This window comes from Planotetraspora sp. A-T 1434 (genome assembly GCF_025420585.1).
Classification (GTDB): domain Bacteria; phylum Actinomycetota; class Actinomycetes; order Streptosporangiales; family Streptosporangiaceae; genus JAOEGB01.
In genome coordinates this window covers 13,870-39,400 of sequence record NZ_JAOEGB010000030.1, presented here as the reverse complement: position 1 = coordinate 39,400, position 25,531 = coordinate 13,870, and the positions used below count along the sequence as shown (strand labels likewise).

The 25,531-nt window shown below is 70.4% G+C and carries 21 protein-coding genes; 8 read left to right on the top strand and 13 right to left on the bottom strand.

What is annotated here, in order from left to right; translation table 11 throughout:
• Nucleotides 1-2 precede the first annotated feature (2 nt).
• From N5079_RS30050 to N5079_RS30020, 7 genes are all read left to right on the top strand, one after another.
• Entirely contained in the window at nt 3-746 is a 744-nt protein-coding gene (locus tag N5079_RS30050; protein WP_261587535.1) for an amino acid ABC transporter ATP-binding protein, read from the top strand.
• 133 nt (nt 747-879) lie between these two features.
• The gene (locus N5079_RS30045) at nt 880-1,383 is read left to right on the top strand and encodes a hypothetical protein (protein ID WP_261587534.1); all 504 of its coding nucleotides are present in this window, start codon (nt 880-882) and stop codon (nt 1,381-1,383) included.
• A gap of 44 nt (nt 1,384-1,427) precedes the next feature.
• Entirely contained in the window at nt 1,428-2,606 is a 1,179-nt protein-coding gene (locus tag N5079_RS30040; protein ID WP_261587533.1) for an NAD(P)/FAD-dependent oxidoreductase, read from the top strand.
• A gap of 39 nt (nt 2,607-2,645) precedes the next feature.
• Entirely contained in the window at nt 2,646-3,134 is a 489-nt protein-coding gene (locus N5079_RS30035) for a gamma-glutamylcyclotransferase family protein (protein ID WP_261587532.1), read from the top strand.
• Nucleotides 3,135-3,146: 12 nt separating this feature from the next.
• On the top strand, nt 3,147-4,502 hold the full coding sequence (locus N5079_RS30030) for a flavin-containing monooxygenase (protein WP_261587531.1): 1,356 nt from the start codon (nt 3,147-3,149) through the stop codon (nt 4,500-4,502).
• A gap of 109 nt (nt 4,503-4,611) precedes the next feature.
• Nucleotides 4,612-5,778 carry a Glu/Leu/Phe/Val family dehydrogenase gene (locus N5079_RS30025; RefSeq protein ID WP_261587530.1) on the top strand — a complete coding sequence of 389 codons (1,167 nt, stop codon included), beginning with the start codon at nt 4,612-4,614 and terminating at the stop codon, nt 5,776-5,778.
• A gap of 146 nt (nt 5,779-5,924) precedes the next feature.
• Entirely contained in the window at nt 5,925-7,460 is a 1,536-nt protein-coding gene (locus N5079_RS30020) for an aldehyde dehydrogenase family protein (protein WP_261587529.1), read from the top strand.
• A 30-nt stretch (nt 7,461-7,490) separates the two neighbouring features.
• Here the strand turns inward: N5079_RS30020 and N5079_RS30015 are convergent, their stop codons facing one another.
• From N5079_RS30015 to N5079_RS29965, 11 genes are all read right to left on the bottom strand, one after another.
• The gene (locus N5079_RS30015) at nt 7,491-8,456 is read right to left on the bottom strand and encodes a LysR family transcriptional regulator (RefSeq protein ID WP_261587528.1); all 966 of its coding nucleotides are present in this window, start codon (nt 8,454-8,456) and stop codon (nt 7,491-7,493) included.
• 184 nt (nt 8,457-8,640) lie between these two features.
• Nucleotides 8,641-11,607 carry an FAD-binding and (Fe-S)-binding domain-containing protein gene (locus N5079_RS30010; RefSeq protein WP_261587527.1) on the bottom strand — a complete coding sequence of 989 codons (2,967 nt, stop codon included), beginning with the start codon at nt 11,605-11,607 and terminating at the stop codon, nt 8,641-8,643.
• Entirely contained in the window at nt 11,604-13,055 is a 1,452-nt protein-coding gene (locus N5079_RS30005; RefSeq protein ID WP_261587526.1) for a VOC family protein, read from the bottom strand. Before N5079_RS30005 ends, N5079_RS30010 begins: the two co-directional genes overlap by 4 nt.
• A 274-nt stretch (nt 13,056-13,329) precedes the next feature.
• Entirely contained in the window at nt 13,330-14,103 is a 774-nt protein-coding gene (locus tag N5079_RS30000; RefSeq protein WP_261587525.1) for a DUF427 domain-containing protein, read from the bottom strand.
• 2 nt (nt 14,104-14,105) lie between these two features.
• Nucleotides 14,106-15,128 carry a 2-oxoglutarate and iron-dependent oxygenase domain-containing protein gene (locus N5079_RS29995; RefSeq protein WP_261587524.1) on the bottom strand — a complete coding sequence of 341 codons (1,023 nt, stop codon included), beginning with the start codon at nt 15,126-15,128 and terminating at the stop codon, nt 14,106-14,108.
• The gene (locus tag N5079_RS29990; RefSeq protein WP_261587523.1) at nt 15,125-15,982 is read right to left on the bottom strand and encodes an alpha/beta fold hydrolase; all 858 of its coding nucleotides are present in this window, start codon (nt 15,980-15,982) and stop codon (nt 15,125-15,127) included. The genes N5079_RS29995 and N5079_RS29990 overlap by 4 nt, the downstream gene beginning before the upstream one ends.
• 79 nt (nt 15,983-16,061) lie before the next feature.
• The gene (locus N5079_RS29985; RefSeq protein ID WP_261587522.1) at nt 16,062-17,870 is read right to left on the bottom strand and encodes a dipeptide ABC transporter ATP-binding protein; all 1,809 of its coding nucleotides are present in this window, start codon (nt 17,868-17,870) and stop codon (nt 16,062-16,064) included.
• On the bottom strand, nt 17,867-18,697 hold the full coding sequence (locus tag N5079_RS29980; RefSeq protein ID WP_261587521.1) for an ABC transporter permease: 831 nt from the start codon (nt 18,695-18,697) through the stop codon (nt 17,867-17,869). Before N5079_RS29980 ends, N5079_RS29985 begins: the two co-directional genes overlap by 4 nt.
• Nucleotides 18,694-19,650, bottom strand: coding sequence for an ABC transporter permease (locus N5079_RS29975; protein WP_261587520.1), 957 nt, complete (start codon nt 19,648-19,650; stop codon nt 18,694-18,696). Before N5079_RS29975 ends, N5079_RS29980 begins: the two co-directional genes overlap by 4 nt.
• The gene (locus tag N5079_RS29970) at nt 19,647-21,275 is read right to left on the bottom strand and encodes an ABC transporter substrate-binding protein (RefSeq protein WP_261587519.1); all 1,629 of its coding nucleotides are present in this window, start codon (nt 21,273-21,275) and stop codon (nt 19,647-19,649) included. Before N5079_RS29970 ends, N5079_RS29975 begins: the two co-directional genes overlap by 4 nt.
• A gap of 80 nt (nt 21,276-21,355) precedes the next feature.
• Nucleotides 21,356-22,051, bottom strand: coding sequence for a GNAT family N-acetyltransferase (locus N5079_RS29965; protein WP_261587518.1), 696 nt, complete (start codon nt 22,049-22,051; stop codon nt 21,356-21,358).
• A 404-nt stretch (nt 22,052-22,455) separates the two neighbouring features.
• Here N5079_RS29965 and N5079_RS29960 point away from each other — a divergent pair, with 404 nt between their 5' ends.
• Nucleotides 22,456-23,637, top strand: a complete 1,182-nt coding sequence (locus tag N5079_RS29960; protein ID WP_261587517.1) for an FAD-dependent monooxygenase — start codon at nt 22,456-22,458, stop codon at nt 23,635-23,637.
• A gap of 57 nt (nt 23,638-23,694) precedes the next feature.
• Here the strand turns inward: N5079_RS29960 and N5079_RS29955 are convergent, their stop codons facing one another.
• Nucleotides 23,695-24,144: a GNAT family N-acetyltransferase gene (locus tag N5079_RS29955; protein WP_261587516.1), complete on the bottom strand. Its 450-nt coding sequence runs from the start codon at nt 24,142-24,144 to the stop codon at nt 23,695-23,697.
• Nucleotides 24,145-24,221: 77 nt separating this feature from the next.
• Entirely contained in the window at nt 24,222-25,529 is a 1,308-nt protein-coding gene (locus N5079_RS29950) for an acyltransferase family protein (protein ID WP_261587515.1), read from the bottom strand.
• Between the last annotated feature and the right edge of the window lie 2 nt (nt 25,530-25,531).

Genomic DNA, 25,531 nt, shown 5'->3' with positions numbered 1-25,531 from the left:
GAATGTCATTCGTCAGACTTGAACATGTGGGAAAGACCTACGGGCCCATAAATGTGCTGAACGACCTGAATCTCCGGGTCGACAAGCACGAAGTGGTGTGCCTCATCGGCCCATCCGGCTGCGGCAAGTCCACCATGCTCAGATGCGTCAACGGCCTGGAGTCCATTCAGACCGGAGCCGTCTTCGTCGGGGACCTCGAGGTGTCGAGTCCCATCGTGGACATGAACGCCGTGCGCCGCCGCGTGGGCATGGTCTTCCAGCATTTCAATCTTTTCCCGCACATGACGGCCATCGAAAACGTCATGGTCGCTCAACGGCGCGTTCTGGGCAGAGACAAGGGAGCGGCACGAGACATCGCCTTTCGGCTCCTCTCCCGCGTCGGCCTGTCGAAGAAGGTCGACAAGTATCCCGAGGCGCTCTCGGGAGGCGAGCAGCAGCGCGTGGCGATCGCCCGCACGCTCGCCATGTCCCCCCAGGCTCTTCTTCTCGACGAGATCACTTCCGCGCTCGATCCGGAACTCGTCGGCGAGGTCCTGGAAATCGTCCGCGAACTCGCGAACGAGGGAATGACGATGCTGCTGGCGACCCATGAGATGAGCTTCGCGCGCGAGGTCGCCACCCGTGTGTGCTTCGTCGCCGACGGCGCGATATACGAGGAAGGCCCCGCGGCGAAGATTCTGTCCGACCCGGATCGGCCGAAGACGCAGGCATTCCTCCGCCGCCTCGTCGAATCGCACCGACTCTGATCGCAGGCTCTGATCACAGCGCTCTAAAGACACCGGCTCTAATCGCAGCGGCTCTACACATCGAGAGCGGCGGCCACCGTACGACGGAAGCCGCGTAACGGGAGAACACGACTTTCATGACGGACGAGATTTCATGACGGACGAGATCGGCTACTACTTCGCCTATTGCACCTGGCTGGACCCTCGCCTCCTCAAGGCGAGGGCTCCCAGCGCGAGGGTCGTCACCCTCGGCAGAGCTCACAACCGGCGAGTCGAGTTCCGCCGGTCGGCGGACTCGGAAGGCAGCAAGGGCTGGTGTCACCTCTCGGACACCGGTGACGCCTGGGGCCGGGTCGCATATGGCGCGATCATCGAAATGGGCCTGCCTCATGACGCGCGGGTCTTCGCGGCGAATGGGGCGCGGTTCCTCAGCGTGTACGGGGATGACGGCGCCGTCTACGACTGCTGGACGTACTGCCTGAACAATCCGGGTGAGCCGATGAAGGTCCCGGACTACGAGTGGGATCACATCCTGACCGGCATCGAGGCGTGGACCCTGCCGCGGTCCTACGGGGATGAGTTGCGGGCGACGTATGACGCGGCCGAGGCATGCCCCGATCCCGGACGCGCCAACCCGGTCCCCCTCTCGGACGAATAGCCGACGGTCGCACCCCGACGCCGGCAGAAAGCGAACCAACACCCATGACCGTGACACAAGACGTCGTCGTCATCGGCGGCGGCCTCAACGGTGCCGCGACGGCATATCACCTGTCCCGACTGGGCGCGGGCCAGGTCACTCTCCTGACCGGAACCATGGCCGGCCGTAGCGCGTCTCAGGACGCTGTCGGCCTGCTGAGAACCCACCACGACAACAGGCCCGAGGCGGCCCTGGCGGCGGCGAGCATGCCGTTCTTCGAGCACTGGGAGGAACACGTGGGGGCGCCGAACGGGTGGCTCCCCTCGGGCTTCATCCGCTTCGTCGGCGAGGACGAGGTCGAGAGCCTCAAGACCAATGTCGCCATTCAGCATGACCTCGGAGTGGAAGCGCTCGTTCTCGGCCCCGCGGAGATCGCCGAACTCCACCCCTACTTCGACCTCCACGGGATCGGCGCGGCGGTCTATGAGCCCAACGCCGGAACGGCCGGCAACTGGCTGTGCACGACGACGCTTCTTGCCGCGATCAGGCGACTGGGCGTCCGCGTGAGCCCCACGGACGCCACCCGGATCCTGGTCGATGCCCGCGGAGTGACAGGCGTTGAGACCGCCGGCGGGGAGATCATCGCCACGCGCACCGTCGTGCTCGCGGCGGGCGCCTGGTCGAAGCCCCTCGCCGCGTCGGCGGGCATCGCGTTGCCGCTGGAGTCACGGGCGATATCCGTAGGCGAGATCGACCTTCCCGAAGAGCTCGGCCGAGTCAGCTCGTACATGGATCCGATCACCGATTCCTGGCTGACGCCCCGGCCCGGTGGTCGCGGCATCATCACGCTTCGAGACCGGTTCACCGCGAAGCCCGTGGATCCCGACAGCTACGACCTGCGCGTCGATCCGGCCGCCGACGCGGAAGGGATCGCGAAGGTCGCCTCCCGCATACCGTCACTCGGCCGCTCGAGGGTCAGGCGGTCATGGACCAGAGCCGACACCTACGCCCCCGATGGCAAGCCCATCTTCGGTGGGGTGGATCAGATGCCGGGGTTGTACCTGAATGTCGCCGCGGCCGGCAAGGGGCACAAGGTGGCACCGGCGGCGGGGCTGTCCCTCAGCGAGCTGATCCTCGGCCACGACGCGACGACCGTCGATCTGACGCCGTTCAACCTGAATCGATTCGCGGGTGCCGGGTTCCCGGTGTCCGGCGCGGAATACGCCAAACGAACGATCGGGTGAACCCCGCCTCCCGAAGCCCCGCTACTCAGAGGAATGACAATGACCTCGCCCGATGAATCCACCACCTACTACTTCGGTTACGGCACCCTGCTGGGAACCGAGGAGATGCGGAAATACTGTCCGGGCGCCGAAAAGATCGCGGTCGCCTCCTTCCCCGATCATCGGCTGGAATTCTGGGCCTACAGCGACGAAGCCGGTCGCGTGGGATGCCACCTGGCCGAGGCGCCGGGAACGAACGCGTACGGAGTCGTCTACCGGGTCACCGATTCGGAGATGGCAGACCTCGATCGGGCGTCAGGTGTCGGCCGCGACTGGTTCCGGCGCCTTCCCATCGACGTCACCACGGTGGACGGCCTGCCCATGGTGGTCACGACGTACTTCCTGACGGATCCTCTGCGACCGGCGACCCCCGACGACGCTTACGTGGGCCTGGTGCGCGAAGGATCGCATTCAGCCGGTCTCCCCGATGACTTCGTCGTCCAGTTGAACGACTACCTCGACGCGCTGCCCCCGCACAGGGCCTCCTGAAGGAATATCAACGTGACAAAGTCCACCAAACCCGCGTACTGCGTCATCGGCGCGGGAGCAGCCGGCCTGGCCGCGCTCAAGGCGTTGGTGAGCGCGGGCCACGATGTCACATGTTTCGAACGCAGCGACCGCGTCGGCGGGCACTGGCACACGGACTACGAGGCACTGCACCTGATCACGCCCCGGGATTCCTCCGGCTTCGCGGACCGCGGGATGCCCGGCACCTATCCGACGTTTCCCAGCCGGAACCAGATGCGGGACTACATCGTCGACTACGGAACGAGCAACGGACTGACCGAGCACATTCTGTTCTTCACAGAGGTGGTCGAGGTCAGGCCTGTCAACGGGGACTCAACCCAGGGCTGGCTCGTCGCGACCTCTGATGGCGCCACACGGCGTTTCGACGGGGTCGTCGTGGCGAACGGACACCTGTGGGATCCCGCCCTCCCCGATCTCGCCGGTGAATTCACCGGTGTTTCTCTGCACTCTTCCGAATACACCAACACCCGGGATCTCGAAGGACAGCGGGTGCTCGTGGTGGGCGCGGGCAACTCGGGATGCGACCTGGCCGTCGACGCCGCGCAGGCCGGCTTCACCACCAGCATCTCGATCAGGGGCGGCCGGGTCTACCAGCCCAAGACGCTGTACGGCAGGCCGCGCAGCGAGCTGAAACTCGTCGCGAAACTGCCGCCGCGGCTTCAGGAGCGCGTGCTGCGTGAGCTGGTGAGAATCGCCGTGGGGGACCCGGAAAGCCATCGCGGGCTCCCGAAGCCCGACAGCCGGAACCTCTTCGAGAACCTCCCCGTCGTCAACAGCCTTCTGACTTACTGGATCGACCACGGTCGCATCCGGGTGGTGGGCGAGGTCGTCGCCATCGACGGCAGGGCCGTGTCGTTCGCCGACGGGACCACCGAGGAATTCGACTCCATTCTGTGGGCCTCGGGATTCAAGGTCAGCCTCCGGTTCCTGGAGCCCTCCGCCCTCGAGACCCGTGGAGGCGTTCCGTTGAGGGTCGCGGGCGGCGTGCTGCCCCTCAATGCCGCGCGTCTGTTCTTCGTGGGACTCATCGCCCCACGAGGTCCTCAACTGCCCGTCTATTCGGCGCAGTCGGAGTTGCTCCTCGACCTGCTGGCCGTACAGGAGAAGGTGGCGAAACCCCTGGCGGAATACTTCGGCGGAGCACGAGCCGCGACGGACCAGATCGATCAACTCCGGCATGTGTGGGCACGGGACATGGCCAAGGCAGGGCGTCTGGCACGCCGGCTGAAGGAGCGCCCTCCGGCGGCCGGCGCTCTTCACGGACCCGCCCGCTCAGCGTTTCCGGAATCGCCGGTACGGCGGGCCGACGGCGCCACTGAAGGTCCATGACCACCAGCGGATCTGGTGCTCGAGTGTCGAAACCCAGCGGCTGAGAACCTTCCAAGCGGCTACCGCCTCAGTGATGCTGAGTCGGCATCACAATGACCTAAGGAGAACTGTGACGGACGTCCTCGCGCTCATGGATGAATGGGGTCCGGAGAAGGTTGTCTGCGTCTCGGATCGCAAATCCGGGATGAAGGGCGTGCTCGTCCTGGACAACACCGCTCGCGGCATGGGCAAAGGCGGCACCCGGATGAGTCCCACGCTGTCCGTTGACGAGGTGGCTCGCCTGGCGCGCACGATGACGTGGAAATGGGCGGCCGCGGATCTTTACTACGGCGGTGCCAAGGCCGGCCTCGTGGGAGACCCCAATGCGGCGAACAAGGAGCAACTCCTGCGGGCCTTCGCGCGGGCCCTCTCCAACGAGGTGCCCAAGGAGTACGTCTTCGGCCTGGATATGGGCCTTTCGGAGAAGGACGCGGCGATCTTCGTCGACGAGCTCGGAGATCGCGGAGCGGCGGTCGGCCTTCCCACGGCGCTGGGAGGAGTGCCCTACGACGAGCTCGGGGTCACCGGTTTCGGCGTCGCGGAGGCGGCCGATGCCGCGGCCCAGACCCTCAGCGTCACGATGAAGGGCGCCCGGGTCGTCATTCAGGGCTTCGGCGCGGTGGGCGCGGCGGCCGCCGAGCGGTTCCGCGCCCTGGGAGCCACGGTTGTCGGGGTGTCCACGTCCGTCGGCTCCGTGCACGATCCTGACGGCCTGGACCTGAACCGGCTTCTGCAGTTGCGCGGCGAGGCGGGCGACGGGTGTGTGCGGGAGTACGGCGGGGTCAGACCGACCGGCGACGCGCTGGCCTTCGACTGCGACATCCTGGTCCCCGCGGCCATCCAGGACGTGGTGGATGTGGACGTGGCCCGGTCGACGACGGCCTCCCTGGTGGTCGAGGGAGCGAACATGCCGACGACCGGTCCGGCCCTGGAGGTGCTGGCCGCGCGCGGCGTCTCCGTGGTTCCGGACTTCATCGCCAACGCGGGAGGGGTCATCGCCGCCGCGTTCTCCATGGACAACCGATACTCGGCGTTCGCCACCGACCCCGCTCAGATCTTCGCGCACATATCCGCGAAGATCCGCGGCAACGCCGCGACGGTCCTGCTGGAGAGCAGCACGCGCGGCACCACGCCGCACGTCGCGGCTCGGCAGATCGCCCAGGAGCGAGTGCTGGCGGCGATGCGCCTGCGTGGCCGGACCGCCATCGGGGAACACGCCAAGCAGCCCGTGGCATGAGCCGAGCCCGAGCCCGGCGCCTCGTACGGGCCCGGCTCCGAGGTCAGAAATCGTGACAAAACTCGGCTCCCCCGGCCGGATTCGCATAACCATAGATTGAGAGAACTGTTGTGACCCCGTCCTCGCCCACCGCCTCGCCCGCCACCTTGTCAACCGCCCCCCTGCCCACGCCCGGCCGGCTCCGCGAAGAGGCCCGGCGCGCCCTTGAGCGCTGTGGCGTGGACCCCGCGCTGTTGCGCGGCGCCCATTCCTCACGGTCTCCCATCAACGGTGCGGAGTTGCTGCCGGTCACGTGGGTGGACGGCGATGCCGTCGACGAGACGGTGTCGCGCGCCCGGGAAGCCTTCCTCATCTGGCGGGAGACCCCCGCACCTGTGCGCGGAGCGCTGGTGAGCAGGCTCGGCGAGCTGCTCGTCGAGCACAAGGAGGACATCGCAACCCTGATCGGCCTCGAAGTAGGCAAGATCGTCTCTGAGGCGCTCGGCGAAGTGCAAGAGATGGTCGACATCTGCGAGTTCGCCGTCGGGCTGTCCCGTCAGCTCTATGGGAAGACCATGCCGTCCGAGCGTCCCGGTCACCGGCTCATGGAGACCTGGCACCCGTTGGGGGTCGTGGGCGTCATCAGCGCCTTCAACTTCCCGGCGGCCGTGTGGTCGTGGAACGCGGCGGTGGCTCTGGTGTGCGGCGACCCGGTGGTCTGGAAGCCGTCCGAGATGGCGCCGCTGACCGCTCTGGCCTGCCAGGCCGTTCTCCAGCGGGCGATCGAGGAGACCGGAGCGCCACGGCACGTCAGCCAGGTCCTGCTCGGCGGAGCCGATGTGGGCGAACGACTGGTCGATCACCCCGACGTGGCCCTGCTCAGCGCCACGGGTTCCACGCGGATGGGGCGGGCCGTGGGGCCACGCGTGGCGGCCCGGTTCGGCCGGTGCCTGCTGGAGCTCGGCGGGAACAACGCGGCGGTCGTCGCACGATCGGCCGACCTCGATCTGGCGACACGCGGCATCGTGTTCTCCGCCGCGGGCACCGCGGGCCAGCGATGCACGAGCATGCGCCGCGTGTTCGTCCACGAGGACGTCGCCGACGAACTGGAACGCCGTCTCGTCGCGGCATACGGGCGCCTCCCGATCGGAGATCCCACGGCGGAGGGAACGCTCGTGGGCCCGCTCATCAACGAAAGTGCCTTCCAGAGTCTGGCCGGGGCTCTCGACCGGGCGCACAAGGAAGGGGGAGAGCTTCTCGTCGGCGGAGGACGCCGTCTGGAGGACGTGAGCCCGGATGCCTACTACGTCGAGCCGGCCATCGTCCGCATGCCCGCGCAGAGCGAGATCGTGCGGGAGGAGACGTTCGCTCCCCTGCTCTACCTGATGCGCTACCGGGATCTGGACACCGCCATCGACCTCAACAACGACGTCCCGCAGGGTCTGTCGTCGTCGATCTTCACGTCCGACCAGGCGGAGGCGGAGCGGTTCGTCAGCGCTGTCGGGTCGGACTGCGGCATCGTCAATGTGAACATCGGCACGTCCGGCGCCGAGATCGGGGGCGCGTTCGGCGGCGAGAAGGAGACCGGCGGCGGCCGTGAGTCGGGATCGGACGCCTGGCGGGCCTACATGCGGCGGGCGACCAACACCATCAACTATTCGGGCGAGCTTCCCCTGGCCCAGGGCGTCGACTTCACGGTCTGAGGCCGTGTACGGCCGGCATGGCGCTTGAGATCAACCGTTGCCGGCATCGGGGTGCGTCACGTACCCGGGCGTGGGCGGGCGCACTCCCGGCTGGGTGCCGACGATCGCGGCCGCGGCTCGCTCGAGCGCCCGCAGGGCCCCGGTGACGGCACGGTTGTACTTCGTCGCCCGATGCAGCACGGCGACGTGGCGGCGGGCGGTCACGTCCTGTAGAGGGGCCGCGAAGACCCCGTCGCTGGTGACGTGGCTGAGTGCCGGCACGAGAGCGATCCCAAGGCTGGAGCGCACGAAACTGCGGATGACGTCGTAGTCGTTGCTGCGCATGGCCACGGCGGGCTCGAAGCCCTTGCCGGTGCACAGCCGTCTCATGCATTTGGACCCCGCAGTCCCCTCCCGGGTCGAGATCCAGTTCTCAGTGGCCAGATCGGACAGGACGATGGTGTCCACGGTGGTGAGGTGGTGGTCCTCGGGGAGCAGCAGGATCAGCTCCTCGTCCAGCAGCGGTTTCGCCTGGAGGCTCCGAGGCCAGGACCGAGGGACCAGGTCGTAGTGGTACACCAGGGCGAGGTCGATTCTGCCGTCCTGGAGGCTGTTCACCAGATCCTCGGACTCACCCTCGTCGAGGAGGATCTCCACCTTCGGGTGGTCGGTGAGGAACGCGGCGAGCGCCTCGGGAAGCAGCCGCTCGCTCGCGGTCGGGAAGCTGCCTATCCGGATGCGCCCCACGGTGCCCTCGGCCATGCCGGTGATGTCGTCCTCAAGCGCCTTCAGGCTCGCCAGGGTGTCGTGCGCGCGGGTGGCCAGGAACTCCGCCGCCGCCGTGGGCCGCACACTGTGCGCGGCCCGCTCGAAAAGGGGAACCTTGACGACCCGCTCCAGGGCGGCGATCTGCTGCGAAACCGCGGAGCCCGTGTAGCCCAGATCCCGTGCCGCATCAGCGAACGAGCCGGTACGGATCACGGCGACAAGTGTCCGTAAATGAACGGGGTTGAGCATCCGAAATCCCATCTGCAGCTCAGCCGACGCCTCGGCGACAGAGAGCCAAGGCGGACGCTTCGGCTCAGAATAGGTCGCGAACTGGGGTGATATGGCCTCAGGGCATCCCCCATCGCGATCACGGCGGCCCCGGCGCGCACCACCATTTCGGCCCTTGCCGTGGCGGCCGGCCGTACAGCAGCGCTCAGCGGGGCAGGCGTTCGGCCAGGAGCTGGGCGAGATGCCGGCCGGTGCGGTGGGTGAGCGTGCTGAGCTGGGTGCGGCAACTGAACCCGTCGGCGAGCACGACGGTGCCGGGCCCGGCCGCCCGGACGGCGGGCAGAAGCCGTTGCTCGGCGACGGCGACGGAGACGTCGTGGTGTCCGCGCTCGACCCCGAAGTTGCCGGCCAGGCCGCAGCACCCGCCGAGCCGCTCGATGTCGGCCCCGGCGTCCCGCAGCAGGGCGGCGTCGGCGGCCCAGCCCATCACGGCGTGGTGGTGGCAGTGGGGCTGCGCGACCCCGGTGGTGCCGGTCAGATCCGGCGGGGTCCAGCCGGGCGTCTGGCCGAGCAACTCGGCCAGGGTGCGGGTCGCGGCGGCGACCTCTCTGGCGGCGACCAGGGCCGGGGCGTCCTCGGCGTCTGTGCCGTCCTCCCCGCCCAGCAGTTCGACGGTGTCGGCCCGTAGCACTCCGGTGCAGGAGGGCTCAAGCCCGACGATCTTTGCACCGGCCCGCACATGCGGCAGCAGCGCGTCGACCGTGGCGCGTGCCTGCCGGCGGGCGCCGTCCAGCTGGCCGGTGGAGATCCAGGTCAGACCGCAGCAGACCGGCCGGTCGGTGACGGTGACGCGGTAGCCGGCGTCTTCGAGGACGGCGACGGCCGCCTGCCCGACCTCGGGTGAGAAGGCGTCCGTGAAAGTGTCGACGAACAGGACGACGTCCCCGTGTTCCCCGTGTTCCCCATGTTCCACCTGTTCCCCGTGTGCCCCCTGTTGCCCGTGTTGCCCGTGTTGCCCGTGTTTCGCCGTGCCGGGCTGTACGGACCGCTGGGCGAACCAGCGCCGGAAGGGGCTCTGCGCGAATGCCGGCAGCGACCGGCGCCGGTCGATCCCGGCGCTCCAGGCGACGAGCGGGTGCAGCGTCTCCGACCGCATGGCGATGTTGGCCAGCCTCGTCAGGGCGACCGAGCGGCCGACCAGGCGTGCCCAGCGTGGCAGCCATCCGAGCGCGTAGTGGGAGCGCGGACGCAGCCGGCGCCGATACCTCTGGTGCAGCGCCTCGGCCTTGTAGGCGGCCATGTCCACACCGGTCGGGCAGTCCGACGAGCAGCCCTTGCACGACAGGCACAGGTCCAGGGCGTCGTGCAACGCCTGCGATCTCCACCCGTCCGGGCCGAGGTTGCCCGACACCGCGTCCTGCAGCACCCGGGCGCGGCCACGTGTGGAGTCCTTCTCGTCGCGCGTGGCCGCGAAGCTCGGGCACATCACGCCGCCGTCGGCGCTGTTGTCCGCCCGGCACTTGCCCACCCCCGTGCAGCGATGCACCGCCGCCGACAGGTCACCCCGGTCGTGGTGGTACGCCAGGCCGAGGGTGGCCAGCTCGGCGCGTCTCAACGGCTTCGCCGCCGCGACCCGGACATGGGCGTCGAAGGGGGCCGGACGGACGATGACGCCCGGGTTCAGCAGGTCATCGGGGTCGAACACGGCCTTGACCCGCTCGAACAGCCCGATCGCCCGCGGCGAGTACATCAGCGGCAGCAGCTCACTCCGGGCACGGCCGTCGCCGTGCTCCCCGGACATCGACCCACCGTGCTCGGCCGCCAGCGCGCCGGCGGCGAGCAGGAAGTCGCGGAAGACGCCGGTGCCGCGGTCGAACGGGAAGTCGATGCGGATGTGGACGCACCCGTCGCCGAAGTGCCCGTACGGCAGGCCGGTCAGCCCGTGCCGAGCCATCAGCGTCTCGAACTCACGCAGGTAGGCGCCCAGCCGCTGCGGCGGCACCGCGGCGTCCTCCCATCCGGCGTGGGCGGGGGCGCCGTCGGGCGTCCGCGCGGACAGCCCCGCGCCGTCCTCCCGGATCTTCCACAGCGCCGCTGCCTGGACGGGATCGGTGACGACCCGCGCGTCCAGCGCCCCGGCGTCCGCGACCAGTCTGGCCGCCGCGGCCTGTACGGCGCCGCTCTCCTCCCCCACGAGCTCGACGAACAGCCACCCGGAACCGCGCGGCAGCTCGGGGACGGCGGCCGGCCCCCGACGCTCACGCACCACGTCGACGATCCGCGCGTCCAGCCCCTCGCAGGCGACGGGAGCGTGCGGCAGGACGGCGGGGACGGCGTCCGCCGCGTCCGCCATCGACGGGTATCCCAGCGCGACCAGAAGCCGCACGGGGGCGTCGCGCACCAGCCGCACCCGGGCCGCGAGCGTCAAGGCCAGCGTTCCCTCGCTGCCGGCCAGTGCCCGCGCGACGTCGAACCCGTTCTCGGGAAGCAGGTGCTCCAGTGAGTAGCCCGACACCTGCCGCCCGAACCTCCCCAGCTCGGTGCGGATCGTCGCCAGGCCGTCGCGCACCACGCCCCGCAGATCCGTCAGCAGCGGCGAGCTCGCCGTGGGGTTGTCCATCGCGCCCAGCCGCAGCCGCTCCCCCGTGCCGGCCAGCACGTCGAGCCCCAGCACATTGTCGCTGGTCCGGCCGTACCCCAGCGCCCGCGACCCGCACGCGTTGTTACCGATCATCCCGCCCAGCGTGGCGCGGTTGTGGGTCGACGGGTCGGGCCCGAACCGCAGGCCGTGCCGCGCCGCCGCCTTCTGCAGTTCCGCCTGCACCACACCGGGCTCCACCAGCGCCGTTCCACCCTCCGCGTCCACTTCCAGCACGCGGTTCAGGTGGCGGCTGACGTCCACCACCACACCGGGCCCGACCGCGTTGCCCGCGATCGACGTGCCGGCTCCCCGCATCGTCAGCGGTACGGCATGCTCGCGACACACCTGGAGCACAGCGGCCAGTTCGTCCAAATGACGCGGCGCGGCCACCACGCGAGGGGGGATCCGGTACAGCGACGCGTCGGAGGAGTACAACGACCGGCGCATAGGCGAGCCGTCCACGCCTCCGACGCCCGCCGAACGCAGGGCCGCGACCAGATCCGCGTCCACGCCACCCGCATCACGGGTCATCTCACGCCGCCGTGAGCGGTACGGCCCCCTGCCACCGAGCTGAGTTCGTCGCCGGGCAGGTGGATCGCGTCGAGGCCGAGCCCTGCCGCGACCTGCCGCAACGACTCCGCGCGCTGCGCCTCGTACAGCTCACCGGGCTCCTGGACCCGGCGGCCGATCGCGGCGGACATCCATTCGGCGTCCCGATGGACACCGCCGCCGGTGTCCGTGACGGCCCCGGCGCTCGTGAGGTTGGACGAGAAGATACCGGCCGCGGATCGAGGCAGGAAGTCCTCGTAGACGATTGGGCGTGGCACGACCCAGCCCTCCGCGAGCAGCCGGGAGAGGCCGGCGGGGGGAGCCGTGCCGTCCAGGGGCCTCGTGCCGTCGATCTCGTAGGTGAAGAAGGCGAGGTCGCCGGCCGCGAGCTCGCGCTCGGTGCGCGGCATGTGCTCCGACCAGACCTGCCGCGCCACGTCCTGACGGGGCGACGTCGATCCGGGCTGCCTTCGGTCCACCTCCGCCACCAGGGCGTCGTACAGATTCCGTCCTGCGGTGGTCAGGGCGATGCCGCGTGCCTCGACCTCACCGAAGCGGACGCGCAGCTCCCCAGAGCCGACGGTGCCATCCGCGTCACGGAAGCGGCGGGGCTCCGCCAGGGCGCGGAAGGACGTTTGGCGCAGCAGCACGTCGGGCCCGTCCCATCGCGGCGGGCCTTGGATCTCGTCGATCATCTCGACGCCTCGGCGGCTCATCTCCCGGTAGAGCTCGTCGATGTCGAGGACACGCGGGGTGAGGTGGTTGATGTGCGTGGTGGTGACGCCACCGATGTCGGCGGCGACACTCGAGACGGCCTCGAGCTCCTGATACCAGCCGCGATCGACCGGCTCGTCCGACAGGGCGAACGCCGCGACCGCCAGATCGAGGAAGCGGGCGGCGCGGCCGGTGTCGAGGCCGCCGTCCGCTTCCGCGGAATCCGCCAACGTCAGGAGCTCGTCGGGGAACAGCCGCCGGCGTGAGAGGAACGCGTGGAGACGCCTCGTGAGATCGGCGTCGAAGAATCGCCCGTCCTCGGGCACGAGCAGCGATACGAAGACCCGGAAGGGGTTTTTCGCCAGCTCCGGGGCGGCGGTCGGCCGGAACGCCGTCGAAACGACGGGGATGGGACGCGGCGCGGCGTCCCGGAGATCGTAGAAGCCCACCGGGCTCATGCCCAGCGCACCGAAGATCCGAGCCACCTGGGCGAGCTCGGCCGGCGTCCCGACCCGGATCGCCCCGTGACGCTCCGCGGTCACCCTGCCGATCGACCCGAGCCTCTCGGCGGAGGCGCCCCGCTCGGAGAGCACCTTCGCGTTCACCCTCTGGGAAACGTCGACAAGCGTCGTGTACGCGGGCACCTCCGTGCCGTAGAGGTCGGACAGCCTCCGCGCGAACTCGGCTCTGAGCCGCCAGGTCTCGAGGTACGTCATGCCAGGTGCTCCAGCCCGTCGAGATGCCTTGCCTGGGGCACCTTGAACTCCTTCGTGGCGGCGTCGGACAGCCGCGCACCCCAAGGATCACTGACTCCCCGAGCCGGGGCCAAGACCACGAGACTGCGACCTGCCTGCTCCCAGACACAGGAACACTGGTGCTTCACGAGGTACGTGATGCATGCCGGTCGGCGAACAGAACACCCGCGACGAAATGGGCAGCCCTGTCGCGCCCCCTGGGCCCACACGCGGCGGGCCCGGGGGGCGGACGGGTCTACGCCTCGGCCAGGCGCTTGCTGAACAGCGTGGCGGGGCGCTTTTCCTTCACCCCGTCGACCACGATGTCCACAACCTCGTTGTAGAACGCCACGTGGTCCTTGATGGCCGCGGCGGCCGGGATCGGGTCCGGGTAGGCCCAGGCCACGTCCGCGGGCACGCCCTCGACCGGCTCACGCAGGGACCAGTAGGACGCCTCCCCCTTGTACGGGCACCGGGTGTGCGTGTCGGTGGCCACGAGCAGGTCGAAGTTCACGTCCTTCGGCGGGATGTAGTAGCGGGTGGGCAGCCCTGTCTCATACAGGAGAACGGGCTCGTGGGACTCGGCGACGACCTGGCCCCCTATCTCGATCCGCACGTGGCGCGAGCTGGGGATCGGATCGACCCGCTTGTAGGGGTCGCGTGGATGCACGAAGATCTCCTCTTCTTCCTCCAGCCAGCGGTCGAGCACGGGCTCGGCCCGCTGGAACCACTCCAGGGACAGATACCCGGGGAGATCCGGGTACTCGAACGCGGCGTTGTACGCGACCTCCCCGTCCACCACCAGATCGAAGAACCTCGTCGCCCCCTCGTGCGTTCCGACGGGCGGGTTCTCGGCCGGGCGCAGCAGGTCGGTACGCACGTCGGCCTCGGGGAACGCGTACCGGGGCACGGGATGCCCCGGCTCCCACACGAGGACCGCGGCGCGGCTGTCCACCACGGCGACCGCGCCCTTGTAGCCGCGCACCCAGCGCCGGCTCGGCTCCCAGTTGAATGTCCTGTTGTACGGCACGGTCACACCTCAGCCAGTTCCGCGACGTACGGCCGGCCCTCGCGCCAGGCGGCGACCTGGTCGGGGCGGCCGAACACCTGAAGGTAGTTCTCGACGTTGTCCTTGACACGGTCCCACAGCAGCGCGGGCTCGTAGTCGGTGCCGTCGGCTCCGACGAACGGCGCCAGGGGCTCGATCACGGTGTCGAGCGACGGGTGCCAGAACACGGCGGTGGAGCGCCGGGTGACGGTGCCGCCCGCGACGACACGGTGGCGTCCCGCCGTCAGCCGGTCGTTGGTCCACTGGGTCAGGATGTGGCCGGAGAAGACCTGCAACGCGCCGGGCACGATCGGCACGGGAATCCAGCTCCCGTCGGGCGCCTGGCCCTGGAGCCCCGCGTAGTCGCCGCGCTGGTGCAGCACGGTGAGAACGGAGCCGTCCGCGTGTTCGAGCAGCAGGAGCTTCTCCTCGTCCGAGGACGCCTCGTCGTAGGACCAGGTCGGGTAGTCGTTGACGACGAAGGTCGTGTAGTGAGGACGGCCCGCGATCGGGAACGTCGACAGCGGCACGTCGAGCACCCGCGCGTAGAGGGCGAGCACCCGCTCCGCCACGCCCACGGACGCGTCGTGGTAGTTCTTGGCCAGCTCGCGCAGGCCGGGCTCCTGCGGCGGCCACACGTTGACGTGTGTGTACAGCTGGGCGTACTCCTCGGAGAGGCCTGCCGCGACGGCCTCCTCGGCGCTGTCGAACTGGCCGATGTTGTAGCGTTCGAGCTCCAGACGGCCGAAGTCGTCCGGCCACTGCCGCCAACCGCGGAACGGGTGTCCGGTCGGGCTGGCCAGCCGCGCCTTCTCCTCGCGCGGCAGGTCGAGCACCCGGCCGATGGAGTCGTGGAAGCCGTCGATCAGCTCTTCGGGCACGCCGTGGTTGACGACCTGGATGATGCCGATCCGCTCGGCGGTCTCCCGTACGGACTGGAGCAGCTCTGCCGGTGCGTCGTCGCTGAGGGCGAGTTCGAGGTCCACGACGGGGATCTGGTGGGTCATACGGTGCTCCTTTGGATCTGGTCGAGCAGGTCGCGCAGCAGCTGGGGCAGCTCGGGCTCCCCAGCGGCCACGACGTCGGCGGTAGGCACGCGTCGACGGAACTCGGCGACGGCCTCGTCGCTGAGGCGGCCGCCCTCGGCGGGCCGTACGAGGACGACGGGGATCTGGCGGGCGGCCAGCGCGGCAAGTGGCTCCCACAGGGTCGCGTCGTCAAGGTTCCCGGCCGCGTCGGCGGGCAGGTTGCCCAGGTGGTGGCGCCAGGCCCAGGTTTCGTCCGGCTCCTGGGCGGTCTCGTAGCGAACGTCGTCGGCCAGGTCGGCCTCCGCCTCCTCGGGCCGGATGCGCCGCAGCTCGTCGAGCGCCTCCTCCTGAGACGCGTACCGGGGGGAATCGGACGGGACGGGTCCGACGCCCGATCCCGGCAGGGTGTCCAGCAGGACGAGCGCGCCGACCTGCTCGGGCCTCCTGATGGTCAGCGCGATCGCCGTGAGCGCGCCGAGCCCGGCGCCGACGACCAGCCGGGCGGCGGGGGCGAACGATCTGATGGCCTCGGCGGTCGCCCCGGCGAGTCGGCGCGGGGCGTAGTCGCCGCCGTTGCGCCAGTTCGAACGGCCGTGACCGGGCAGGTCGAGCGCGAGCGCCGGACGGTCCAACGCGAACAGCAGCCGGTCGAAGGAGCGCGCGCTGCGCCCGGCGTCGTGCAGCAGCACGGTCTGGATGGGCGGGTTGCCCCACGTGACGCCACTGACGTGGCCTCCGGCCACGACGCTGAGCCAGCGGCGCTGGATCCGGCGCGGGTCGGTGACCGGCACCAGGGCGAATTCCTGGTCGGGTACGGCGAGCTTGGTCGACATGCTGTGTCTCCGAGGGATGCGTCCGAGGGGATGTCTCCGAGGGGATGTCTCCGGGGGTGAGGTGCGTGCGAACGGCCGGTCAGGCGGTGGCGTCCTCCTTCTCCCGCTCGCGCGGCGGGTCGTTCCTGGCGGCGGCGACGAGGGAAGCCGTATACGGATGCCGGGGCGCGAGCAGGACCTGCTCCGCGGGTCCCTCCTCGACGATCCGGCCGTCGCGCATGACGGCGATCCGGTCGGCCAGGTAGCCGACCACCGCCAGGTCGTGGGAGATGAAGAGGTAGGACACGCCGGTCGCACGCTGCCGGTCGGCGAGCAGCCGCAGCACCCCCGCCTGCACGCTGACGTCCAGCGCGGACACCGGTTCGTCACAGATCACCAGGTCGGGCTCGCCCGCGAAGGCGCGCGCGATCGCGACCCGCTGCTTCTGGCCGCCCGACAGGCGGTCGGGCCGGGAGCCGAGCAGGTGTGGGTCGAGGCCGGACCGCTCGGCCAGCCGCTCGGGGTCGCCCTGCCCTGTGCCCGGCTTTCCCGGCTTTCCCGGCTTTCCCGGCTTTCCCGGCTTTTTGAGGGTGCGCTCTGGCAGCGCGCGGGCCAGGATCGTGCGCACGGTATGGCTCGGGTTCAGCGACCCGTCGACGTTCTGGAAGACCATCTGGACGCGCCGCCTGGTCGCCTGGTCCCTGCGGCCCACGCCGACGGCGAGTTCCGTCCCCCCGAGCGTGATCGTCCCCGTGCCGTGCGGCCCGAGGCCCGCGACCGCGCGGGCGAGCGTCGTCTTGCCGCTGCCCGACTCGCCGACCAGGCCCACGATCTCCCCCTTTCGCACAGTGAGGTCGACGCCGTGCAGAACGGTCGTCCTGCCGTACGCGATGGTCAGGCCACGCACTTCGAGCAGCGGCGCGCCGGGCGCGGGCACGTCCTGCGGTCCCGCCACCTCAGCCGGGACGGCCGACGCGCCCGGATGGTGGCAGCGGACCTGGTCGAGCACCGGCAGGACCGTGCGGCACTGCTCGTCGGCGGCGGCGCACCTCGGCGCGAAGGCGCAGCCCCGCGCCTGCTCCCCCGGGGCGGGCGGGCGGCCGGGAATCGCGGCCAGCGGGCGCGACCGCCGGGACACCCCGATCCTGGGGACGCTGCCGAGCAGCGCCGCCGTGTACGGATGCTTGGGCGCCGACAGCACGGACGCGGCCGGGCCCTGCTCCACGACGCGACCCGCGTACAGCACGCCGACTTCGTCGCACAGCCGCCCGACCAGGGCCAGATCGTGGCTGATCAGCAGGACGGCCGCGCCGATGTCCGCGCGCAGCGCCGAGATGAGGTCGAGGATCTCCCGCTCGACCGTCGCGTCGAGCCCGGTCGTCGGCTCGTCCAGCACGAGCAGGCGGGGGCGGCCCGCGAGCGCGGCCGCGATGACGACCCGCTGCTGCTGGCCGCCGGACAGCTGGTGCGGGTAGCGCCTGGCAATGGCCGCGGGGTCGGGCAGCCGGACCTTCTCCAGCAGGCCGAGCGTCTCGCGCCGGGCATCGGCGCGGCTGCGCCCGTGTGCCCGCAGGATCTCGGCGAGTTGCGGGCCGACCCGCATGGTCGGGTCGAGCGAGCTGCCCGCCTCCTGGTGGACCACCGCGAGCGCGGACCCGCGCCAGCGGCGCAGCTCGGCCGGGGACAGGCCGAACACGTCGACGCCGTCCACGTACACCCGGCCCCCCGTGACCGCCCCACCGGGCGGCGGGCCGCCACCGAGCGCGCGCCCGAGCGTCGTCTTACCGCATCCCGACTCCCCCACCAGCCCGTACGTCGTGCCGGGCGCGACGGAGAACGAGACGTCGCTGACGGCTTCGACGCCCCGATAGGCGACCGTGAGCCCCTCCACGCGCAGTCCGTCGCTCATGACGCCTCCCATCGGGCACGCAGCGCGTCGGCGACCAGGGCGATGCCGACGACGAGGGACGCGATGGCCAGCGCGGGCGCGAGCACGGTCCAAGGGGCGATCTGGAGCCAGACCCTGTTGTCCGACACCGAGGCGCCCCAGTCGGGCGAGCCGGGCGGCTGGCCGAGACCGAGGAATGACAGGGTGGCGGCGGCGAAGATCGCGTCGCCGAAGCGCGAGGTGGCCTCGACCAGCACGGTCGTCCCGACGTTCGGCAGGATCTCTCGTCCCATGAGCGCCCAGGGCCGCTCGCCCCGCAGCCTGGCCGCTTCCACGTACGGCTTCTCACGCTCGACCAGCGTCGCGGCGCGTACGCTGCGGGCCACGATCGGGGTGAACGCGCCCGCGATGACCAGCACCATAACGGTCACCGACCGTCCGGCGAGCGCCACGAAGAGCACGGCCGCGATGATCGCGGGAAAGACCGCGACCGCGTCCAGCAGTCGCATCACGATCTCGTCTACCAGACCGCCAAGCGTGCCCGCGACCAGGCCGATGGCCGTGCCCAGCAGCACGCCGAGCACGGTGGCGAGCGGCGCGACCTGCAGGACGGGGCGGGCGCCCGCCAGCATGCGGGAGAAGGTGTCACGGCCGAACTGGTCGGTGCCGAGCAGATGCCCGGCCCCCGGCGCGGCGAAGCGCCGAAGCGGGTCCTGCGCCCCGGGATCGAAGGGCGCGAGCGACGGCCACAGCAGCGCCACGACCGTCCAGGCCGCGACCAGCGCGGCTCCCACAGCGAGCGCGACGCCGAAGCGCCGTCTGGGGAGAGGCAGCGGGATCGCAGTCACGCGACCGCCTCTCCGAGCCTGACGCGCGGGTCGAGCAGCCGGTACGTGAGGTCGGCCGCGAGCACGATCAGCATGTAGAGGACACCGAGCACCATCGCCACCGCCTGCAGTGTGGGCAGGTCCTTGTCGACCGCGGACTGGAGCAGCAGCGCCCCGACGCCCGGGTAGTTGAACAGCAACTCCACCGAGACGAGCCCCCCGAGCAGGAACTGAAGCTGCACGCCGAGCGCGCTGGTGGCGGGGACCGTGGAGTTGCGCAGCACGTGCCGGCGCACCACCTGGGCGCGGGTGGCCCCCCGCAGCGCGGCCGCCCGCGCGTACGGGCTCTCGACCGAGGCGACGGTGCTGGCCCTGACGTGCCGGGCGACGTAGCCCATGCACAGCAGCACCAGCGACAGCGCGGGCAGGACGAGGTGACCGAGCCTGGTCACCGGCGAGGCGCCCTCCGGTGCCTGCGCGGACGCGGGGAGCCAGTGCAGCCGCACGGCGAAGACGACCAGCAGCACCACCCCGGTGACGAACTCGGGCACCGCCCCGAGCGTCAGACCCGTGACGCTGATCACCCGGTCGGCCGGACGGTCGTGGCTGACCCCGGCGATCAGCCCGAGCGTGAGCGCGACCGGCACGAGCAGCGCGAACGCCAGGCCGGCGAGCAGCAGCGAGGCCCCGAGCCGGTCGAGCACCAGCCCGCGCACCGGCGCGCCCAGCGTGTACGAGTCGCCCCAGCGGCCGGTGAGGAAACCCGACAGCCAGTCCAGGTAGCGCTGGACGACCGGCCGGTCGAGCCCGAGCTGCGCGCGCAGCGCCGCGACCGACGCCGGGCTCGCCTCCCGCCCAAGGATGGTCCGCGCCACGTCGCCGGGCACCAGCTCGGTGGCCGCGTAGACCAGCAGCGACACCGCGAACAATGTCAGCGGTATCGTGGCGAGCCGCCGCAGCAGGAACCTTCTCACAGCGCGTGAACCTCGCTGAAGTCCACGTAGTTCGACGGATGGGCGGCGACCCCGGCGAACTTCGCGCCGTTGTGTGCGCGGACCGCGCCGCCCCACACGGAGATGACGACGGGGACGTCCTCGTTCAGCGCCTTGGCGATGATCTCGGCCTGGGCCTTGCGCTCGGTGTCGGTGGTGGCCGCGTCGTACGCGTCCGCGGCGGCGTCGAGCGCGGCATTGGCGTACTTGGAGCCGTTCCACACCCCGCCGGACTTGACCATCGGGATGATGAACTGGCTCGGCACCGCCCGTCCGGCCCAGCCGACCAGATTGGCCGTGCTGAACAGCCAGGGCGTGTCCTTCTCCTGGTCGCCGCCGTAGAAGTCGGCGGAGGTGCGCTGGTCGAGGGTGACCTCGATGCCGACCGCCTTCAGCTGGGCCTGCAGGGCCAGCGCGTAGTCCTTGGTCGGCGGGTCGAACGTCAGCGGAAAGGTGAGCTTCTGGCCGCCGAGCAGTTCGGCCACCTTCGCGGGGTCCTTACCACGCTGCGGGATGTCGGCCGGCGCGGCCGGGAACAGGGCAGCGAACAGGTGGTCGTTGCCGAGCGCGCCGATCCCCTCGTAGAGGGTGGCGTTGAGGCCGGGGCGGTCCAGTGCGTACGCGACGGCCTGCCTGACCTCCTTGCGATCGAAGGGCGGCTGGTCCACGCGGAACGTGAAGGCGGTGAGGGCGGTGGCCGGCACCTGGTCCACCACGATGTCGCCCGCGCCCTTCAGCGGCCCGACGAGCTGGGCCCTGCTGAGGATCTGCGCGTCGATCTCGCCGCTCTGGAGCGCCAGCAGGTCTGCCTGGTCGTCGGCGTAGAACTTCACCTCGATCCCGTCCAGGTACGGGCGCCCCTCCCGCCAGTGCGACGGGTTACGAACCAGCGACGCCCCACGGGACAGGTCGTAGGACCGGAGCAGGAACGGCCCGGTGCCGATGGGGTTCTTGGTGAAGTCGCCCGCGTGGTCCTTCTTCAGGATCACCGCGTTGTAGTTGCCTGCGGAGACCAGGTAGGGGAAGTCCGAGAAGGGCCGCTCCAGGGTGAAAACGACTGTCGACGGCCCGGAGACGTTGACGCCGCCCCGGGCGAGGACGCTGTCGAACGCCGACAGCGCCGCGGACTTGCTCTTGGGGTCGAGCAGCCGATCGAACGTGGCCTTGACGGCGTCGGCGTCGAGCGGCGTGCCGTCGGAGAACTTGACGCCCTGGCGCAGGGTGAAGACCCAGCGCTTACCACCGTCCCGCGACTCCCACTTCTCCGCGAGGCGGGGGACGAGTTTGAAGTCCTTGTCGAGCCAGATCAGGTAGTCGGCGACGAGTTGCACGATCGCGATGGCGCTGCCGTCGTACATGCTGACCGGATCCACCTTGGTGGGCGGCGGCGGGGTGCCCACCCGCAGGACGCCGCCGCGCTTGGGAGCGGCGGAGACGGCGGCCCTCGCCGCGGACGGCGTCGAAGTCGCGGGGGTGGTGTCGGCTCCGCAGGCGGCGAGCAGCGCGGTCAGTGCCGCCGCGCCCGTCCCCCCGAGGAACAACCGCCGGGACAGGCCCGGCAGTCTGGAGAGCGTGTCTTGATCAGGCAACTCGAGCGTTCTGGGCATATCTATACTATTTAGGTAGGTATTAGGGGTTGTCAACCCGGGCGACCTGACAGCTCAGCCATGGATCATCGTGCGCCGGGTCAGCCGGCCAGGTAAGTGGGTACCCGTACGGCGAGGAAGGTCGTGGTCTGGCGCAACCGGAAGCCGAGTGTCTCGTAGAGCCGGATCGCCGTGGTGTTGTCGGCGCGAGCATGGAGGAACGGCGTCTCCCCCCGCTCCCGGATGCCCGCCGCCACCGCCAGCACCAGCCGGGTCGCGAGCCCCTGACCTCGGAAGGCGTCGTCGGTGCAGACGGCGCTGATCTCCGTCCAGCCCCGCGGGCGCAGCCGCTCACCGGCCATCGCGACCAGCGCGCCACCCCGGCGGATGCCGAGGTAGGCGCCGAGCGCGATGGTCCGTGGCAGGAAGGGGCCGGGCTGGGTCCGCGCGACGAGGTCCAGCATCTCCGGGACGTCCTCGGGCCCCAGAAGGACGGCCTCGTCGTCGTGTACGCCGGCGACATCGGCGCCGGTCATCTGGACGCCCGGCATGCTCAGCTCCACCTGCCATCCGGCGGGGAGGGCGCCGGCCAGGCCGGCCAGGGGCACCACCGCGTCGGGTCCCGCCAGGGCGGCGACATCGTCCCAGTCGTCGGGGGACGATTCACTGGGCAGCGCGAGGAACGGGGCGACGTCAGGCTGATAGCGCAGCACGGCGCCACGCCGCTCGGCCAGATGCGCGTGCGCCCCCGACAACGACTCGTAGGCGGGATTGTCCAACGGATGCCGCGCGCTCACGGCTCCACCTCGATCATGATCGGGCCGCCCGGCTTGGAGCGTCACGATCCAACCGGAGCAAGCTCGGCGGACACACGGGCCTTCTGGCGGTCACGCTCGGCGACCGCCTGCCTGACAAGCGGGATCACGCGGCGACCTGCGCGGCCGCCGAGGATGAGGCCGCGGAACTCCACAGGCATGGTTGCGCCCTTTCTGGCGTTCGTGAGGTTTCACCACACCACAGAGGAACATTCCCGTCAATACCTACTTGGCAAGTTGGTTATCGGATCCATAGCGGGATCGCCGGGGAACTGCGTACTGCGGTGCCCATGCTCAGAATACTAGCCTCAGTTGCACTAGTTGACAAAGAACTAGTTTCATTGAAACCATTGGAATCCGAACATCGCATGAGCTGAGGAGCGAGCATGAGCAGGGTGAGGACCGCACTCGTCATCGGAGGCGGCATCGCCGGACCCGTGACGGCCCTGGCACTGGCCAAGGCGGGCATCCAGTCGACCATCTACGAGGCGCATGCGGCCGCCGCCGAGGGCGTCGGCTCGATGCTGAGCGTGGCGCCGAACGGGCTGGCCGCCTTGGAGATCATCGGAGCGGCCAAGGCCGTGGAGGCCATCGGGCAGCCGGTGCCGGGCGTGGTGATGGCCGACGGCGGCGGAAACCGGCTCGCCGAGTTCGGCGGCTTCCCCGGACTGCCCGCCACTCTGGCGATGGCCCGCGCGGATCTCTTCCGGGCGCTGTCCGACCATGCGGTCGCCTGCGGCGTGCCCATCGAGTACGGCAAGCGGCTCGTCACCGCGGAGGAGACCCCCACCGGCGTCACCGCCACCTTCTCCGACGGCACCACCGCGACGGCCGACGTGCTGATCGGCGCCGACGGCATCCGCTCCACCGTCCGCACTCTCATCGACCCCGGCGCGCCGGGCCCCGAGTACGGCGGGGTCCTCAGCTTCGGCGGCTACAGCGGCGGGAGCGGGGTGGAGGCCGAGCCGGGCAGCATGTACTTCGCCTTCGGCCGCACCTTCATCGGCTACTGGCGGCTGCCGGACGACCGCGTCTGCTGGTTCGCCGGTCTTCCCCGAACCGAGCCGCTCACCTCCGCGGAGGCCGGTCGCGTCCCCGCCGCCGACTGGCTGGCCCGGCTGCGCGAGCTGTACGCCGGCCACGTCCCCGGCGAGGCCCTGCTGGGCCACACGGAGCCACGGGACCTGATGGTCGTCGGCCCGATGGAGCGCATGCCCTCAGTGTCGCGCTGGCACCGCGGTCGCATGGTCCTGGTCGGCGACTCGGCCCATGCCCCCTCCTCCAGCTCCGGACAGGGCGCCTCCCTGGCCGTCGAAAGCGCCGTCGAACTGGCCCGCTGCCTCCGCGACCTGCCCGTCGCCGCCGCCTTCACCGCGTACGAACACCTGCGCCGCCCTCGGGTGGAGATGATCGGCGGCGACGCCGCCGCCAAGAACAAGGCCAAAGCGGGCCAGGCCGGCGCCCAGCCCGCCATGCCGGCCCCCGAGCAGATGTTCGCGGCCGTCCACCGTCACCACATCGACTGGGACGCGACCGTCGTGGCGGACCACGACGTCACGGGGGAATGACTCAGGCCTCGGTGTCCACGGCCCAAGGGCGGTCCGGGGCTTGGAGGCGGGGCCCGGTCAGATGGTCCGCTCGAAGGTGACGAGGTCCCGGCCGGGGCCGTTGTAGTCCGGAATCGGCGGGCTCACGGTGAAGCCCATGCCGCCGTGGAAGGCGATGGACGTCTCGTTGACCGGCGAGGTGATCGCCTTCACCACATGACGACGGTGCTCGCGAGCCAGATCGAAGAACCGTTCGTACAGGTGACGCGCGAGGCCGTTCGCCCGCATCGCCGGTGAGACTCCGACGAAGTGGATGTACGCCTCGTCCGCGAGAGAAGGGGACAGCAGCCCGATGAGGAACCCCGTCAGCTCGCCTTCCGCCTCCGCCACGAAGCTCGTCCGGTGAAAGTGATCGAGGAAGAGCCGTGGCAGTAAGGGCAGAACGGGCCGGCCCCACCATTCATCGACCACGGCGGCGATGGCGTCGTAGTCCTGCGGGGTCGCCGTACGAACGTCGTGGTCGAGCATGGTTTCTCCAACTTGTCCGAATGCCACGCCAGCCGGATCAGAACACTATTCCGAGGGCCGGATGGGTCAGGATCTGGTCATTGGACGGCCTGGCCGGGCCCGCCCTTCTGGAGATCGACCTGGACATCGACGTCCGTTCCATGGCGGAGGGCGAGCCGGGAACCCTGGTCATCGCCACCGCCAACGGGCTGGTGGCGCTGGATGTCCACCTGTGACCCACGGGTCCTTCGCGCCAGCCGCCGGCCGAGGCGCTGCGCCGGGGCCTCGATCAGGCGATGGGTCAGGTAGCCGAGCGGCACCAGGATGAGAAAGAACACCGGCAGGTTGGGGCTCAGCCGGAGCAGGAGCGGGTGCAGCAGGTAGAGAGAGAAGCTGATCACCCCGAGGTGGGCGAGCCAACGGGGGAAGTGCCGGTGCCGCAGCGCGAACGCGGCCGCGAAGAAGCCGGCGGCCAGCAGGATCGCCGGCGCCCAGCCGGGGTCGTCCTTGGCGAGGACCCCGCAGGCCAGGACCGTGAGCACGGCCGCGATGGCGGTACGCCACCGGATCGTCCCCTGCTCGGCGCGGTAGACGGCCGTGCCGGCGAACATCATGGCCAAGATGATCAGGCCCTGCCAGGCGCCGACCCGGCTGCCCAGGATCACCAGCGCCAGGCCGAGGAGCCCGCCGGCCACCGCGGCGGCCGTACGCGCCCTGCCGCGCGACCGTGCCGACACGACGATGACGGCGACCACCGCGACGCCGAGGAGGGCGGCCACCACGTCGGCGCGGCCGTTGATGGTCGCGCCCGGCATCAGCAGCCCGAGAGGCGCGGCCGGCAGCGCCAGGACGATCGCGGTCCTGGCCGGCCGATGCGCCTGCCGTACGGTGAACAGCCCGGCCGTCAGCAGGTAGAACGCCAACTCGTAGGAGAGCGTCCACATCACGTTGATGACGGCGGGGACGCCGAGCAGTTCCTGCAGCATCGTCACGTTGCCGAGGACGACAAGAGGCAGGGGGCGCACGCCGAGGTCAGGGTGCAACACGAACGCTCCGCCGCACGCGAGGAGGAGCGCCAGGGCCATCGCGGTGAGCAGCAGGGGAAGGAGGCGGAAGGCCCGGCCGATCCAGAAGGCGCGCAGGTCGCCGCGCCGTTCCAGGGACGCGGGGATGATATAGCCGCTGACCAGGAAGAACACGAAGACGCCCCAGGTGCCGACGTCGATCCTGCGGTCGACCTCCGCCCAGAAGCCCGGGATGAAGGTCCAGGCGGAGTGATGGAGCGCGACGGCCAGCGCGGCGGGCCCCCGCAGAGCGTCCAGCCAGGCCAGCCGGGACTGCCGGGACTGCCCGGCGAAAGTGGTCGGCGTGGTTGGCGCGGCCGGCTGGGAAGTCGTCGGAGCCATTC